A 14,601-nucleotide genomic window follows, 5' to 3' on the forward strand; every position below is an offset into this window, starting at 1 on the left:
GAAGCGGAATTATTTGTATTCGCGCGCCATGAACTCGAGCAGCATCAGCACGAGACCGGCGGCGGCGGCGAGGAAGAAGATCACGTCCACGGCGGCGGCGAGCTTGCCGACCGAATTCGGCGAATCGGCGCCGGGCACCGCGGGAGCCTGAATCGGCGTGGACGCGGAAGCCGGACGCACGGCGACCGGCGGACGAACGAGCTGCGGACGAGCCGCGGAAGGCGGCGGGGGAGGAGGAAGGGGTGATGCCATGACTTTTCTTGTTGAGGGTTTAACGTGAATTCGTGCGGAAAATCTTACCCTTTTGCCCGCGGGAGAAAAGCACAAAATGCGCGCGGGAACGGCGTGCCCGTTTTCTTTCGCTCTCCGCTCCATCGCGTCCTGCCGGCGAAATTTCCGCTGGCGAATTCCGAGGGCAAGCGGGACGCTTACCCTCCGTTCCCGCGAATCTCCGTTCCGTTGTTTCTCCGTTCCTCTGTGTTAAAAAAGCTTAAAGCTTAAGGGTTAAAGCTTAAAGGGAAGTTCCCGCGGACGGCTTCCCGGGGGCAAGCGCGAGGCTTTCGCGTTGACATTTTGACAGACGTCAAAATGATTGAAGGCATGACGGAGACGACGAAGAAGAAGACCGCGAAGAAACCACTGCCGGAGCGCGACGCCGAACGGCTCGCCGCCGTGTTCAAGGCGCTCGGGCATCCCGTGCGCGTGAAGATCGTCGCGGCGGCGACGGCGCGGGAACGCTGCGTCTGCGAGCTGCAGGAAATCGCCGGACGCGACATTTCCACGGTCTCGTCTCACCTGAACCTGCTGAAGAACGCCGGCATTCTCGTCTGCGAGCAGCGCGGCAGACAAGTCTTCTACTCGCTCGCGTGCCCGTGCCTCGCGGAAGTCTTCGCCTGCGTGCTCGCGGGCGGAAAACGCGCGTGAGCGTTTTTTTCTTTGACAATATTTTGATATTCTTAAAAATATAAAAATTATGAAGGACGTAATCACGATCTACGGAAGCGGCTGCGCGAAGTGCGCCGCGCTGGCGGAAACGACGCGCGAGGCGCTCGCGGAAATCGGTTCGAAGGCGGAAGTCGTCAAGGAGACCGACTTCGCGAAAATCGCGGCGGCGGGAATCGCGCGCACGCCCGCGCTCGCCGTGAACGGGAAACTGCTGTTTTCCGGGAAGGCGCCGGACAGGGAAACGCTGAAGGAGCTTCTGGCGGAACGCGTTTCCGACGCGCGCGGGAACGCCGCGGGCGCGTCGTGCGCGTGCGGCGGCGGGTGCTGTTGCGGAGGCGGCGCGAAGAATCCGCCGAAGAAGACGCTGCGGCGGCTGGTCGTCTGGGCGGTCGTCCTGCTCGCGCTGATCGCCGCCGTCCGCCTGTGGAACCGCGCCTCGCAGGGCGACGCGGACGTTCCCGCGCAGCCCGCCGCCGAGCAGCCCGCCGACGCGCGGAATCCGGCGCCGCGCTGCTGATTTTCTGAAATCATGAAAAACGAAGAACGAAAACCCGCGGTGCGCAGGACGCTGCTCTTTCTCTGCACGGGAAATTCCTGCCGCTCGCAGATGGCGGAGGCGTTCGCGCGGCGGCGCTTCCCGGACGCCGACGTGTTTTCCGCCGGCATCGAAGCGCACGGGCTGAATCCGCGCATGCTCGCCGTCATGCGGGAACGCGGATTTTCGATGGACGGGCACCGCTCGAAGACGCTCGCGGAACTGCCCGCGAGAACGCGCTGGGATCTGCTCGTCACCGTCTGCGGGAACGCCGAGAAATCCTGCCCGACGCTTCCCGCCGAGCGCCGAGCGCACGCGCCGTTCGACGACCCGCCCGCGCTCGCGAAAACGCTGCCGCCCGGCGCGGACGCGCTCGCCGTCTATCGCCGCGTGCGCGACGAGATCGAGGCTTTCGTGGAAAGGCTTGAGCCGTGATCCGGGATTTCGCGGACCGGTTCGTTCACGACGTGCTGCTCTTTCCCGCGGGAACGCGGCTCGGCGACGCCGTGAATTTTTTCGTGTACGACACGCTGAAGATTCTCGCGCTGCTCTACGTCGTCAGTTTTCTGATGGGCGTCGTGAACGCGTTTTTCCCGATCGCGCGGGTGCGGAAATTTCTGGCGGAGCGCGAGCTGTTCGGCGCGCAGTATCTGCTCGCCGCGCTGTTCGGAGCGCTGACGCCGTTCTGCTCGTGCTCGTCCGTGCCGCTGTTCATCGGCTTCGTGCGCGGCGGGATTCCTCTGGGCGTGACGTTCGCGTTTCTGATCACGTCGCCGCTGGTCAACGAAATCGCCGTCGCGATGTTTCTCGGCGCGTTCGGCGTGAAGGCGACGCTGATTTACGCCGTTTCGGGAACGCTGCTCGGCGCCGTCGGCGGCTGGGCGCTCGGGAAAATGCGGCTGGAAAAACGGCTTACGCCGTGGGCGCGGGCGGCGACGGCCGTCGGCGGGAACGACGCTCCCGCGGCGGCGGACGCGGAGCCGGGCGCGCGCGCGCCGTTTCTCCGGCGCGTTCCCGCGATCGCACGCGACGCGCACGGAATCGTCGTCGGCGTGCTGCCCTACGTGCTCGCGGGCATCGCGGTCGGCGCGGGCGTGCACGGCTTCGTGCCGGCGGGATTTTTCGAAGACGCGCTGCGCGGCGGCGACGCGTGGAGCGTTCCCGCGGCGGTGCTCGTCGCGGTGCCGATGTACGCGAACGCGGCGGCGGTCGTTCCCGTGATCCAGGTCTTCGTCGCGAAGGGTGTTCCGCTCGGCACGGCGATCGCGTTCATGATGGCGACGGTCGGCCTGTCGCTCCCGGAGGCGATTCTGCTGAAAAGGGCGATGACGCTGAAGCTCCTCGGCGTCTTCTTCGGCACGGTCGCGGTCTTCATCGTCGCCCTCGGCTTCTTCTTCAACGCCGTGCTGTGAGCCCGCGAAACCGAACAGGAATTCCGGGAAAAATTCGCCGAAGAAGAAAATCGACTTTTCGGGCGGAGCGTGAATGCTTTCCGCTCATGAGAGATTTTCCGACGAGCGAGGCGCGCCTGCGCGGTTTCCGCGAAGCCCTGCGGGGCTGGTTTCTGCGGGAACGCCGCGACATGCCGTGGCGGCGCGAGCGCTCCGTCTATCGCACCGTCGTCTCCGAATTCATGCTCCAGCAGACGCAGGTGGACACCGTGCGGCCGTATTTCGAAAACTGGGTCGCGAAATGGCCCGATTTCGCGACGCTCGCCGCCGCGGACGAAGCCGACGTGCTCCGCGCCTGGGAAGGGCTCGGCTACTATTCCCGCGCGCGGAATCTGCACGCGCTCGCGAAGGAGATCGCCGCGCGCGGCGGCGCCGTTCCCGCGGACGCCGACGGCTGGCGCGCCTTCCGCGGAGTCGGCGCCTACACCGCCGCCGCGATCGCGAGCATCGCCCAGGGCGTTCCCGCCGCCGTGACGGACGGCAACGTCGTGCGCATTCTCGCGCGGCTTTCCGCCGACGAAACCGAGTTCAGGGACGGCGGCGCCGCCGTGAAGCGTTTCGCGCCCGAGGCGGAAAAGCTCCTCGATCCCGCGCGCCCCGGCGACCACAACGAGGCGATGATGGAGCTCGGCGCGACCATGTGCACGAAGCGCAATCCGCGCTGCCTGCTCTGCCCCGTCGCCGCGTTCTGCGACGGCAGGGCGCTCGGCGAGGGCGTCGCGGCGCTCCCGCGCTTCGCCGCGCGCGCGACGAAGAAGGTGGACGTCGAACGCGCGTTCGCGCGCTTCGCGGACGGCTCCGTGCTCCTCGCGAAGCCGCACGCCTCGGCGCGCCGCCTGCGCGAGCTTTTCGAGCTGCCGCTCTGGAGCGACGTCTTTCCGGACGCGTCCCCGCGCGCCGCGGACCTGCTGTTGGAGGGGAAGCGCGGCATCGCGTCCGAGAGCATCCGCGAGCGCATCTACGCGGGCGCGCCGCCGAAGGATTTCGCCGAGAAAAAGACGCTCTCGGGCGCGGCGCTCTTCCGCGTTCCCGCGGGCGAGCTCGAAAAAATCACGCTCTCCGGCCCGCACCGCAAATGGCTCCGCGCAATCCGCGGACGCTGAACGGCGCTTCGCCGGAAAATTTCCGGAACCCTCGCGGCGGGAACGCCTTTTCGGAGCTCCGCGCGCGTCTAACGAAAAACTAACGAAACGCCAACACGGCGCGAACGCGGCGCGCGTATGCTGTGGGAACTTTCTTAAAAAGCTATGATCAAAGAAATACTCACAAGCACAATCGCGACCGTCGCGGCGGTCATCGCCCTCAACGCGGAAGAAACGCTCAACGGCGCGGGAGCGTCGTTCCCGGCGCCCGTGTACCAGGCGTGGACCTACGCGTATTCGCAGTCGCAGGACAAGACGAAAGTCAACTACCAGAGCATCGGCTCGGGCTCGGGCATCAAGCAGATCGCCGCGGGAACGATCGATTTCGCGGGAACGGACAGCCCGCTCTCGGCTGACGAACAGGCGGAATCCGGCCTGATTCAGTTCCCGATGCTGACGGGCGGCGTCGTGGTCGTCGTCAACGTCCCCGGCGTGGCGAACAACGCGCTGAAGCTTGACCAGAGCACGCTCGCGGACATCTTCCTCGGGAAGATCACCACGTGGAACGATCCCGCGATCGTCGCGCTGAATCCGGGCCTGAAGCTCCCGGCGCTGAAGATCACGGTCGTGCGCCGTTCCGACGCTTCGGGAACGACGTTCATCTTCACGAACTACCTTTCGAAGATCTCCGGCGAATGGAAGGAAAAGGTCGGCGAAGGCAAGTCCGTGAACTGGCCGACGGGTCTCGGCGGGCAGAAGAACACGGGCGTCTGCGGCGCGGTCGCCAAGACGCGCGGCGCGGTCGGCTACACGGAATTCACCTACGCGACCAAGGCGAACCTCGCCTGCGTCACGCTGAAGAACAAGGCCGGCAAGTTCGTCGAAGCCTCTCCGTCCTCCTTCGTCGCCTCTTCCGCCGAAGCGGACTGGAAGAACGCGCCGGGCTACTACATGGAGCTCACCGACGCCGCGGGCGAAAACGCCTGGCCGATCACGGCGGTCACCTACATCCTGTTCCGCAAGGACGCTTCCGAGGAAAAGAAGAGCGCGCTGAAGGACTACTTCAACTGGTGCTTCACGACGGGAAGCGCCGCGGCGACGAAGCTCGACTACGTGCCGCTGCCGCAGAACGTCGTCTCGCTCATCAACGAAACGGCTCTGAAATAAGCGTTCCCGCGAGGGAATCCGAGAGCGCTCCCGCCTTCCGCGCGGGAGCGTTTTTTTCGCTCCGCCGAAGCTCCGCGCGGAAATTCCGTATCCGGATTTCAACGACGCGCGAGCACGGCGACGTTTTCGATGTGGCGCGTCTGCGGGAACAGGTCGAAGGGCTGCACCTGCTCCAGCGCGTAGGCGCCGGAGGCGAGAATGCGCTGCAGGTCGCGCGCCTGCGTGTCCGGTCCGCACGAGACGTACACGACGCGGCGCGGCGCGAACGCGAGCAGCTGCGCGATGAACGCCTCGTCGCAGCCGCGGCGCGGCGGGTCGATGACGAGCGCGGTCTCCTCCGGCGGGAACGGCACTTCCGCGAAGATGATTTCCGCCGAGCCCGCCGTGAACGCGCAGTTCGCTAGCCCGTTCGCCGCCGCGTTCTCGCGCGCCTTGACGACGGCGTCCTCGCTGACCTCCACGCCGAGCACGCGCTCGAAATGCTTCGCCGCGGAGAGCGCGAAGAGCCCGCTCCCGCAATAGGTGTCCACAAGATATTTGCATTCGCCGTTCCCGCGCGCCGCGCGCACGCCGAACTCGACGAACTCGGGCAGGATGAACGGGTTGTTCTGGAAAAAGTCTCCCGCGACGAATTTCAGCGTGAGCGCGCCGACGCGCTCGGAGACGGGCGCCTTGTGGTCGGTGACGACGCCTTCGAGCGTTTCGCGCACGAGCATCGTCGCGCCCTTGCGGAACTCGCCGCGCGCGGCGCGGGCGCGCACGTTCTCGCGCAGACGCGGGAGCGCGGCGTTCACGGCGTCGGTCGCGATCGGGCACGCGGGCACGTCGACGAGGCGGCGCGCCGTTCCCGCGGCGAGAAAGCCGATCGGGAAATCCGCGTCGCCGGGGCGCGGGCGCTCGAAGTGCGGCGTGATCTTCGAGCGGTAGCCGTAGCGCTTCGGCGAGCCGCGGCAGGGACTGACGGGAAAGGAGATCTTGCCGAGGCGTTCGAGCAGCTCGGCGACCTGGCGCGTCTTCCATTCGAGCTGCGCCGCGTAGTCGAGATTCTGATACTGGCAGCCGCCGCACGCGCCGAAGAGCGGGCAGCGCGGCTCGACGCGGTCTTTCGCGGGAACGAGAATTTCGACGAGGTCGGCGCGGGAAAAGTTCTTCGCGTTGTGCCAGACGCGCGCGCGCACGCGCTCGCCGGGCAGCGCTCCCGGCACGAAGACGACCCAGCCGTCGCGCCGCGCGACGCCCTCGCCGAGATTCGTCAGCGTCGCGATTTCGAGCTCGAGCTCCTGATGATACGCGAACGGCTCGGGCCTGAACTTCGCGGGAACGCGTGCGGGTTTGGGCTGAAAATCGGTCTTCATGGCGCCTATGAAACCACAGAGGCCGAGAGGCGGAAAGCGAAATTCGCGCGCCTCAGGCGGCGACCGCGGCGGCGAGGACGCGGGCGACGCGCGTCTTTTCGGCGGCGGCGAGGATTTCGCGCGAGAGCGGCTCGAGCGCCGCGCTCAGGGCTTCGGGCGCGAGCGACTTCAGTTTTTCGCAGAGCAGGAAGGCGGAGCTGGGCGTTTCCGCGTTGAAGAGCATTTCGGTCGTCCGCCGCGCGAGCAGCGTCGCGGTCTCCGCGTCCTTCCCGCAGATCGGGAAACAGCCGCAGGCGACGGCGAGCGAGACGAGCCGCGGGAACGCGTTTTTGCGGCGGCGGCGCGGCGCCACGAGGACGCCGAGCGCCCGCAGCACGGCGGCGAGTTCCGCGTTCCCTCCGGGAGGCGGCGCGAACGCCGTGCGCGGCGCGAGCGCGGGATGGTTGCGGACGAGCGCGACGATCTTCTGCCCCGCCGGCGAAGCGACGTCCGCGTAGACGCGAAACCGGCATTCCGGATTGCGCAGCGCCTCGAACGCGAAAATCTTCAGCGCCGTCTCGAGCTCCTCCGGCTCGGAGTCCGCGTCGCCGAAACAGCCCCAGAAATTTTTGCGCGCGGGCGCGCAGGGCTTGAAGCGGAAGACGTCGCCGTCGATCGGCGGCGGCGCGACGAACGCGTCTTTCAGCCGCGGGAACGAGCGCGCGTTGCGTTCGCGCAGCGCCTCGTCGGCGAAGACCGCCGCGGATACGGCGGAAAGAACGTCGCGATGCGCGAGATTTTTCTTGTACGCCAGCCTCTCGCAGGTCGAAGCGACGAGCCGACGCGGCAGAGGCCCGCGGCGCGCCTCCGTCCACACGGGATCGCAGGCGGGAAATTCGCGCGGCCAGTCCGAAAACACCCAGGCGACGACGCGACGCGCGCGCGGGAGCGCCGGGGTCCACTCGGCGAGGGAAAGCCCTTCGACGTCGCCGAGCAGGAGCGCGTCGGAAGCGGCGGCGGAGCGCCCGATCGCCTCCGCGACGGCGGCGGAACCGGTCGTGACGCGCCCGCAGGCGGCGAAGAAATTGCCGCGGAAGGCCTCGGGCGGCGTCGGCCGATTTTCGCGCGCCTCATCGGAACGCGCGGCGGCGCAAAAAAAAACGGACGCGGCGGCGTCCGAAAAAGCGCCGAGCGCGTCGCGAAAGGCGGAATCCGGAGCGTCCGCGCGAAAGGCGTTCGCGGGCGCGGCGGAAAGGGCTGTGAGGCTCGGCGGCATGGGAAACGGCGCGCGTTCCCGCGCGGCGGACGCGCCGCCGCGCGACGGGAACGGCGCGACTCAGAAATCGTCTCCGCCGGTCGCGCTGAACGTGACGTTCATCACCTTCGCCTTCGCGAGGACGTCGAGCACGTTCATGATGCGGTCGTATTTGACGGTTTCTTCCGCGGCGACGGTGACGATGATCTTCTGTCCGGACTGGTTCGAGAGGTCCGCGAGCTGGCGCATGCGGACGTAAAGCTCGACGAGCTTCTTGTCTTCGGGGCCGGCGAGCGGTTCTTCGTCCAGCGAGACTTCGCCGACTTCGCTGATGCCGATGGTGACTTCCTGCGGCGGCTCGGAGGCGTCCGCGTTGGCGGACGACTCGACGCTGCCGGGAAGCGTGGTCTTGATTTCGTACTCGATCTTGATCGTTCCCGCCAACACCATGAAGTAAAGGAGAATGACGAAGACGACGTCGAGCATCGGCGCAATCTGGAATCCGAGATTGGGAGTTTCTTCCGCTTCTACGCGTTTCATGGGGCGTCAGTCCTCCTTGTTCATGCCGGTGAAGGCGATGTTGTCCATGCCCGCTTCCGCCGCGAGTTCGAGGATCTGGCTGATGTATTTCGCCGTCACCTGCCTGTCCGCGCGGATCAGGAAGCGGATTTCGGGATCGATTTCCTTGGTGTAGGGATTCGTCGCTCGGGAGACGATTTCCTGAATCGTGTCCTCGCGTCCCTGTTCGGTGATGTCCACCGGGCGGTCGTCGATTTTGACGACGGGCTTGCCCAGCGTCGCGTCCCAGCCGACGTTGAAGAGCACGGCCTTGGCCTTGGTCTTCGGGTCCGGCTGTTCTCCGTTCGCGGCGACGGGCAGCGTGATGCTGTTGTCGATCTTCAGCATCTGCGACGTCGAAATGCTCATGAAGAAGATGAGCAGAACGAAGAGCACGTCGAGCATCGGCGCGATCTGGAATTCCGGTTCCCCGTTTCCTCCTCCGCTGCTTGCCATGGTTTATCCTTCTTTGAAAAGTTCACGAGCCGCCGTTGCGGGAACGGCGTCAGGCCTTCGGTTCTTCGGCGGGCTTTTCTCCTTCGGGGAGCGCGGCCGGTTCGGCGGGCTGCTGTTCCGCGCCTTCGGCGGGAGCGACGGTCCAGCTCGGAGCCGCGGCGTAGATCTCTTCGTCGCCGACGAGGTAGCCTTCGAACTTCTCGTACGGCATCTTGCGGAAGAGCCCCGTCACGACTTCCTGCAGGTCGTGGATGACGGACGTGATGCGGTTACGCAGCAGGTAGAAGAAGAAGAACGCGGGAATGGAGACCGCGATGCCGGACGCCGTCGCGACGAGAACTTCACCGATGTGCGCCGCGAGTTCGCCCGCGCCGCCGCCGCCGACGCCTTCCTTGCCGAGAGCGCCGAACGCGCCCTTCATACCGGTGACGGTGCCGAGCAGACCGATCATCGGGCCGCAGACGCCGATGACGGAAAGGTAGGAGATGCGGGCGTCGAAACCGGACTTGATGCGGGAGATTTCCGAGAAGATCGCTTCTTCCGTCATCGTCTTGCCGTCGGGAAGGAAGGCGACGCCGACGCGGACGACGTCCGTCAGCGACGAGGGATTCGCGCGGCAGTATTCGTAGGCGCCGCGGTAGTCGCCCGCCTGGAAGAGCGAGCGGATCTGCGAGACGTGCTGCGGCGGGAACATGTGCTTGATGGTCGAACGCATGAAGCCGTCCACCGTGAGCCACACGAGGGCGATGGAGCCCGCGAGCAGGAACCACATGACCCAGCCGCCCTGCGCGAGCGTGTCGATGAAGGTTTCCGTGCGTTCGCCTTCGGCGGCGGCTTCGGCGGCTTCGGCCGCGGCTTCCTGCGCGAAGACGGCGACCGGGGCGAACACGGCGACCGCGACGAACAGCGGGAGGAGGGTTTTGATGAGCTTGAGCAATTTCTGTTTCATAAGTCGGATTGTTTTTGGTTTTCTGATGTAAAGGTGGTTGTGCGGATCATTCGTAATCGGAGTCGTCGGAGGTCGTCGAGTCGTCCGTGTAGGAATCGTCGTCGGAGCCGCTTCCGCCGGATTCGCCGTCCTCGGCGTCCGGATTTTCGATCTGCGAGGTGACGGCGGCGCGCTTCGCGGCGCGTTCCTCCATCGATCCCGCGGCCTCGAGCGCGTCGCGCTTGTGCTTCGGGAGTTCCTCGAAGGCGACCTTCGCCTCGAGCGACATCGGGTACTCGGTGATGATTTCCGTCAGGTATTCTTCGGCGTATCCGGCGAGATTCATCGCGCGCAGCTCGGGCTTGTCCATGCGCTTCAGGCAGCGCGCGACGGCGAGCTTCGCCGCGGGAACGAAGGAAGCCTCGTTCCCGTAGAACACGGGAATGCGCAGGAAGACGTTGAGCGCCTCGTCGTAGCGCGCGAGATTGTAGAGCGCGTTGCCTTTGATGATGTGCAGACGCGCGAGCATCTCCGTGTTCGTCTGCCCGCGGATCATTTCGTCCGCGGAAACGAGCACGGCGGCGTTTTCGCCGCGGCGCACGAGCTGATTCAGGCGCGCGAGCTTGATCTTCTGCGGCAGTCCTTCGATGAGCTGATAGCCTGGCGTCGCCTCGATCTCGCCGATGAACATGTCGAGAATCGAATCGTTCGCCTGCTGGTCGAGCGCGTCGAGCTTGATGACGGCGGCGCGGATCCACGGCGAGCCCTCGACCGTCTTCAGCGGCGCGAAGAAGGCGAGAAAGCGTTCCGCGATACCGAGCGCGGCGGACGGATTACCGCGCAGGAGTTCCGCCTGCGCCTCCTCGAGGCGCGGGTCCTTGTCGGGCCAGCCGATGCGCTGAGTCTGCGCCAACGGGAACGAGCGCACGGACTCGGCGTCGCGGACGACTTCCTTCTTTTCGACGTAGTAGCCGCCGCGCTCTTCGATGACGTTCGCGTTGCCTTTGAAGCGCGTGGCGCGTTTCTTCTGCTCCGGCGGGAACAGGAACGGCGGGTAGTTCGTCTTCCAGACCTCCTTGCCGGAGAACTCGAAAATCACGGTGGGCGTGCGCGCCTCCTTCTTGGCTTTCTTCTTGGACTTTTCGGCGGCGGGCGCGGGAGCGGCCTCCTGCGCGAAGGCGGGAAGCGGCAGCGCGGCGACGAAAAGCGCGACGGCGATGTATCGGAAAATTTTGTTCATTGCGGAATGTTCCTCCAAGAGATTATTTCGCGGCGGGCGTTCCCGCGGGAGCGGCCGGAGCCGCCGCGGGCGTTTCCGCCGGAGGCGTGTAGGGCAGCTTCAGCGCGCGGCGGGCGGCTTCCTTGGCGGCGTCCGTTCCCGCGAAGCGGTGCTTCGGCTGAGACATTTCATAGTAAATCCGCGAGGCGGCGTTGCGGTCGCCGAGCTTTTCTTCGTAAAGAATCCCCGCGCGGAGCATCGCCGGGGCGGCGAACTCCTTCCACTTGCCCTGCGTCAGGTAGCAGCTGTAGTAATACTTGACCGCCTCGTTCGGCTTGCCGCGGGCTTCCTCAAGCTGCCCCTTGTAGTAGAAAGCCTGGGCGTGCCCGCCGGCGAACTTCCAGTCCTTGACGGCGAGAACGAAGTTGAGGTCCTTCAGGGCGCGCTCGAACGGATCGGTGATTTCGAGCTGCGCGGCGTCCGCCTTCGGCAGGCCGATGAGCGCGCGGGCGCGGCCGATGCGCAGCGTCAGCTCTTCTTCCCCGTACACGCCGTTCTCGAGCGCGTCGTTGAACGTCTCGTAGGCCTTGCGGAAATCCTTGCGGTCGAGGCAGATCTTGCCGATGCCCGCGAAGCCCGAGTCCGCGCGGTAGGCGCTGCGGTAATTGTCCATCAGATACCGATAGAACGGTTCCGCCTTGTCGCGTTCGCCCGCGTTGTAGAGGAAGTTGCCGACTTCGGCGAGAATCGTAGGACCGAGCTCGTCCGGCTTGTAGGTCGCCGCGATGTTGCGCATGTAGCGCGCGTATTCCGAGTCGTTGCGGGTAAGCTGGTAAATCATCGCGCGGGCGAAGGCGCCGCGGGCGAGACCGATGAGCGTCGGCTTCTCGGCGTTCGGGTCCTTCCCGTCGAGCTTCAGCAGCGCGAGCATCTCTTCCGCCGCCTTCGCGGGCGTGTAGACGCTCTCCGGCGGCGGGATCGGCGGCAGCGCGACGACGGGCGCGGGCTGACCGTTCTTCGCGGCCTCTTCGGCGGCGAGCGCGGCGTTTTCCGCGGCCTTCTTCGCCCGGTCCGCCTGGCGCACGGAGAGCATGGATTCCTTAGCGAGGCGCGAGGCGAGGCGGTAAATCAGCTCTTCGACGTTTTCCTGCGCAGGATCGTTGATGTTCTTCAGAATCGCCGCCGCGAGGATGCCCTTCGCGTCCTGCTTCGCCTTTTCCTTGGCTTCGTCGCCCTGCGTTCTCGCGAGGCGTTCGGTGTAGCTGATGCGCTTGTCGAGATAGAGCAGCGCTTCGGAAGAATCCGGGTCCCAGTCGTAAAGCGTGTTGTAAAGGTCGAGCAGTCGCTGCCATTCGCCGCGGCCGGCGAGGAGCTTGTCGAGCTCTCCGGTGGCGACGCGGAGCGTCTCCGGATTGTTGCGCGCCGTCTTCGCGGCGAGCATGTAGGCGCGGATCATGTCGTTGGTCGCGCGCTCCTTGCGGGCGGCGTCGTGCTCGGGCATCTTTCCGCGCTTCGGCGGCTTGATTCCCTCGGCGATGCGCTTGTAGGAGTCCGCGAGCAGCGTGTAGATTTCCGGACGCTGGTTCTGCACCGAAGCGATCGCGTCCTCCATGTTCTCCCTGCGGAAGGGCAGCGCGTCCTCCTTGCGGACGGGAGCGATGACGTTTTCGTTGAGCAGCGTCTGGTCGGTGACTTCAAAATAATCCTTCAGCCACGCGCGGCAGTCGCCGAAGACTTCCTCGAGGTTTTCGAGGTCCTTCTTCTTGTCCTTGTAGCGCGCGCCGAATTTCGCGATCGCCATGCGGTAACGCGCGTCGGGAACGAAAATCCCCTTCGGGTGGTCGGTCACGTAGCTCGTCATCGCCTCTTTGGTTTCCTTGTAGAAGCCGCTGAAGAAATAGAGCAGCCCCTTGCGGTACAGCATTTCCTCGACCTGATTTTCGAACGCCTTGCGTCCTTCGCCGTAGTCCTTGACGAACTGGTCGATGAGCGCGATCGTGTCCTGCGTCGCCTGCGTCAGCTTCGGCACGTAGCCGGGCTTGCCCATGCCGACGATGTCCTCTTCCTTGACGCCGAGACCCCACGGGCAACGCGCGAACCACGCCGTGATCGTGTACCAGTCGAGCTCGCACTTCGTCCCGATTTCGAGATTGGGCACGTTCTTCTTCGCCCAGGTGAAGTTTTCGATCGCGGAAATGTAGTCGCCCTGCTCGAACGAAATCTGCCCCAGCATGAGCGCGATTTCGCCGATCTCCTCGCCCTTCGGGAACCTCTCGATGTATTTCTTGCACTGCGTCTGCGCTTCGGCGCTGCGTCCGAGCTGGCGCAGACACGCGATGTAGTAGTAGGTCGCGAGCGTGATCTTTTCGAAGTCCTTGTGATTGGAGACGATGTCCTCGAAGGCGACGTAGGCCTCCCACGGGCGGCGCATCGAAAGCAGACAGGCGCCGATGCGGAACGAAATGTAGGCGTCGTAGTCCTTGTTGTTCTCGAATTCCGTCTTGAAGCTTTCGAGCTCGTCGAGATTGCCCTGCAGTTTTTCGAGCTGGGCCGCCTGATCGTCGTTCGGCTCCGGAACCTTTTCCTTGAAGACTTCGAGCTTCTTGCGCGCCGCGTCGATCGCGGGAGCGAAATACGTGAGCAGCGCGTTCTTGCGGAGCACGCCCTGGTAGCGCGCGAGCGCCTCGCGGAAAAGCTCGCGCTGCTGGTCTTCCTCCGACGTGTCCATCGCCTGCTGGAAATAGCTGTCGCCGAGCCCGAGCCCCTGGTAGTTCGAACGGATCACGCTCGCGGGATCCTTCGTTCCCGCGCTGTCGATCTCGTTCTTGAGCGCTTCGGCTTCGCGGCGCTTTCCCTGCTTCTGGTAAACCTGCACGAGGCGCTGCTTCGCGTCGATCGCCTCAGGCGTATTGCCGATGCCCGCCGTCAGCTTCTTCAGCAGCTCCTCCGCCGTCGCGAGCCCCTGCTTGATCTTTTCCTCGTCGCCGGTCTCCTCGGCTTCCTTCTGAATGACCTCCGCGCGGAAAACGCCCATCTTCAGCCGCTTCGCCGCGGGAAGCGACGCAAGCTTGCTCAGCCGCGTGAGCTGGTCGCGCGCGTCCGCCCATTTCTTCTGCTGAATGTACACGTCCGCGAGCGTGACCATCGCGTCGGTCAGATTGGCGCGGATCTCCTCGTCCTGCTCGTCCTTGTAGATCGCGCAGAAATCCTTGAGCGCGATTTCCGCGTTCGCCCAGTCGCTCATCTGATAATAGGCGTTGGTGAGCGTGAAATCCGCGAGCGCGCGGTTCTTCTGCGGCAGGCGGTCCCAGAAGCGCGATTTGTAAAGTTTCAGCGAATCGACCGCGCCCTTGTAGTCCTGCGCTTCCATTTTTTTCGTGATGTCGGCGATGAGCGACGTCATCGTCACCTTTTTCGGCGCCTGCTGCGCGAACGATTCCGTCGGAGCGGACGCGGCCGCGAGCGCGACGAGAATCGCGAACAGCGAAGCTTTTGCCAAAGAAAACGTGCGGGATTTTTTGAACATGGTCTTGAGGTAAATTGGGGGATGCGCCCTCGCGGACGCGGGGACTTCGTAAAATTCTGAACGAATTAAAACCGAACGGACGCGGAACGACAATTTAAAAATGCGCCCGGCGCGAAAGACCGCGAAGCGACGGAAATGATGAGGC

General features: G+C 65.1%; 14 protein-coding genes. 6 read left to right on the forward strand and 8 right to left on the reverse strand.

Going from position 1 to position 14,601, the window contains the following annotated elements:
* Window positions 1-9 precede the first annotated feature (9 nt).
* Complete coding sequence (locus tag ACQREB_RS05885) at window positions 10-252, reverse strand: hypothetical protein (RefSeq protein WP_427766454.1); 243 nt, start codon at window positions 250-252, stop codon at window positions 10-12.
* A gap of 336 nt (window positions 253-588) precedes the next feature.
* On the opposite strand from ACQREB_RS05885, the gene ACQREB_RS05890 reads away from it, so the two are divergent.
* The 6 genes from ACQREB_RS05890 to pstS all read left to right on the forward strand — a co-directional run bounded on the left by ACQREB_RS05890 (window position 589) and on the right by pstS (window position 5,180).
* Window positions 589-924 carry an ArsR/SmtB family transcription factor gene (locus ACQREB_RS05890; protein WP_427766456.1) on the forward strand — a complete coding sequence of 112 codons (336 nt, stop codon included), beginning with the start codon at window positions 589-591 and terminating at the stop codon, window positions 922-924.
* 49 nt (window positions 925-973) lie between these two features.
* Window positions 974-1,462 (forward strand): thioredoxin family protein, encoded by a 489-nt coding sequence (locus ACQREB_RS05895; RefSeq protein WP_427766458.1) that lies wholly within the window; start codon window positions 974-976, stop codon window positions 1,460-1,462.
* A gap of 12 nt (window positions 1,463-1,474) precedes the next feature.
* On the forward strand, window positions 1,475-1,915 hold the full coding sequence (locus ACQREB_RS05900) for an arsenate reductase ArsC (protein WP_427766460.1): 441 nt from the start codon (window positions 1,475-1,477) through the stop codon (window positions 1,913-1,915).
* Window positions 1,912-2,892, forward strand: coding sequence for a permease (locus ACQREB_RS05905; RefSeq protein WP_427766463.1), 981 nt, complete (start codon window positions 1,912-1,914; stop codon window positions 2,890-2,892). The genes ACQREB_RS05900 and ACQREB_RS05905 overlap by 4 nt, the downstream gene beginning before the upstream one ends.
* Before the next feature lie 86 nt (window positions 2,893-2,978).
* Window positions 2,979-4,034: an A/G-specific adenine glycosylase gene (locus ACQREB_RS05910; RefSeq protein ID WP_427766465.1), complete on the forward strand. Its 1,056-nt coding sequence runs from the start codon at window positions 2,979-2,981 to the stop codon at window positions 4,032-4,034.
* 144 nt (window positions 4,035-4,178) lie between these two features.
* On the forward strand, window positions 4,179-5,180 hold the full coding sequence (gene pstS, locus ACQREB_RS05915) for a phosphate ABC transporter substrate-binding protein PstS (RefSeq protein WP_427766467.1): 1,002 nt from the start codon (window positions 4,179-4,181) through the stop codon (window positions 5,178-5,180).
* Between the two features lie 98 nt (window positions 5,181-5,278).
* Here the strand turns inward: pstS and ACQREB_RS05920 are convergent, their stop codons facing one another.
* Genes ACQREB_RS05920 through ACQREB_RS05950 form a run of 7 tightly spaced genes read right to left on the reverse strand, consistent with a single transcriptional unit; the run spans window position 5,279 to window position 14,456 of the window.
* On the reverse strand, window positions 5,279-6,535 hold the full coding sequence (locus ACQREB_RS05920; protein ID WP_427766470.1) for a class I SAM-dependent RNA methyltransferase: 1,257 nt from the start codon (window positions 6,533-6,535) through the stop codon (window positions 5,279-5,281).
* 52 nt (window positions 6,536-6,587) lie between these two features.
* Entirely contained in the window at window positions 6,588-7,790 is a 1,203-nt protein-coding gene (locus tag ACQREB_RS05925) for a hypothetical protein (protein ID WP_427766472.1), read from the reverse strand.
* Between the two features lie 60 nt (window positions 7,791-7,850).
* Window positions 7,851-8,309 (reverse strand): ExbD/TolR family protein, encoded by a 459-nt coding sequence (locus tag ACQREB_RS05930; protein ID WP_427766474.1) that lies wholly within the window; start codon window positions 8,307-8,309, stop codon window positions 7,851-7,853.
* 6 nt (window positions 8,310-8,315) lie between these two features.
* Complete coding sequence (locus ACQREB_RS05935) at window positions 8,316-8,783, reverse strand: ExbD/TolR family protein (RefSeq protein ID WP_427766475.1); 468 nt, start codon at window positions 8,781-8,783, stop codon at window positions 8,316-8,318.
* A gap of 49 nt (window positions 8,784-8,832) precedes the next feature.
* Window positions 8,833-9,732, reverse strand: a complete 900-nt coding sequence (locus tag ACQREB_RS05940) for a MotA/TolQ/ExbB proton channel family protein (protein ID WP_427766477.1) — start codon at window positions 9,730-9,732, stop codon at window positions 8,833-8,835.
* 46 nt (window positions 9,733-9,778) lie between these two features.
* The gene (locus ACQREB_RS05945; RefSeq protein WP_427766479.1) at window positions 9,779-10,951 is read right to left on the reverse strand and encodes a tetratricopeptide repeat protein; all 1,173 of its coding nucleotides are present in this window, start codon (window positions 10,949-10,951) and stop codon (window positions 9,779-9,781) included.
* A gap of 22 nt (window positions 10,952-10,973) precedes the next feature.
* Entirely contained in the window at window positions 10,974-14,456 is a 3,483-nt protein-coding gene (locus tag ACQREB_RS05950; protein WP_427766482.1) for a tetratricopeptide repeat protein, read from the reverse strand.
* Between the last annotated feature and the right edge of the window lie 145 nt (window positions 14,457-14,601).

The organism is Candidatus Spyradosoma sp. SGI.093, from assembly GCF_050314555.1.
Taxonomy (GTDB): domain Bacteria; phylum Verrucomicrobiota; class Verrucomicrobiia; order Opitutales; family UBA953; genus Spyradosoma.

What these genes read in the sequence shown, in the direction of transcription:
- ACQREB_RS05900 (WP_427766460.1), top strand. Translation starts at nt 1,475, where the DNA reads ATGAAAAACGAAGAACGAAAACCCGCGGTGCGCAGGACGCTGCTCTTT.
- ACQREB_RS05910 (WP_427766465.1), top strand. Translation starts at nt 2,979, where the DNA reads ATGAGAGATTTTCCGACGAGCGAGGCGCGCCTGCGCGGTTTCCGCGAA.
- pstS (WP_427766467.1), top strand. Translation starts at nt 4,179, where the DNA reads ATGATCAAAGAAATACTCACAAGCACAATCGCGACCGTCGCGGCGGTC.
- ACQREB_RS05945 (WP_427766479.1), bottom strand. Translation starts at nt 10,951, where the DNA reads ATGAACAAAATTTTCCGATACATCGCCGTCGCGCTTTTCGTCGCCGCG.
- ACQREB_RS05950 (WP_427766482.1), bottom strand. Translation starts at nt 14,456, where the DNA reads ATGTTCAAAAAATCCCGCACGTTTTCTTTGGCAAAAGCTTCGCTGTTC.
- ACQREB_RS05890 (WP_427766456.1), top strand. Translation starts at nt 589, where the DNA reads ATGATTGAAGGCATGACGGAGACGACGAAGAAGAAGACCGCGAAGAAA.
- ACQREB_RS05920 (WP_427766470.1), bottom strand. Translation starts at nt 6,535, where the DNA reads ATGAAGACCGATTTTCAGCCCAAACCCGCACGCGTTCCCGCGAAGTTC.
- ACQREB_RS05935 (WP_427766475.1), bottom strand. Translation starts at nt 8,783, where the DNA reads ATGGCAAGCAGCGGAGGAGGAAACGGGGAACCGGAATTCCAGATCGCG.
- ACQREB_RS05930 (WP_427766474.1), bottom strand. Translation starts at nt 8,309, where the DNA reads ATGAAACGCGTAGAAGCGGAAGAAACTCCCAATCTCGGATTCCAGATT.
- ACQREB_RS05895 (WP_427766458.1), top strand. Translation starts at nt 974, where the DNA reads ATGAAGGACGTAATCACGATCTACGGAAGCGGCTGCGCGAAGTGCGCC.
- ACQREB_RS05940 (WP_427766477.1), bottom strand. Translation starts at nt 9,732, where the DNA reads ATGAAACAGAAATTGCTCAAGCTCATCAAAACCCTCCTCCCGCTGTTC.
- ACQREB_RS05925 (WP_427766472.1), bottom strand. Translation starts at nt 7,790, where the DNA reads ATGCCGCCGAGCCTCACAGCCCTTTCCGCCGCGCCCGCGAACGCCTTT.
- ACQREB_RS05885 (WP_427766454.1), bottom strand. Translation starts at nt 252, where the DNA reads ATGGCATCACCCCTTCCTCCTCCCCCGCCGCCTTCCGCGGCTCGTCCG.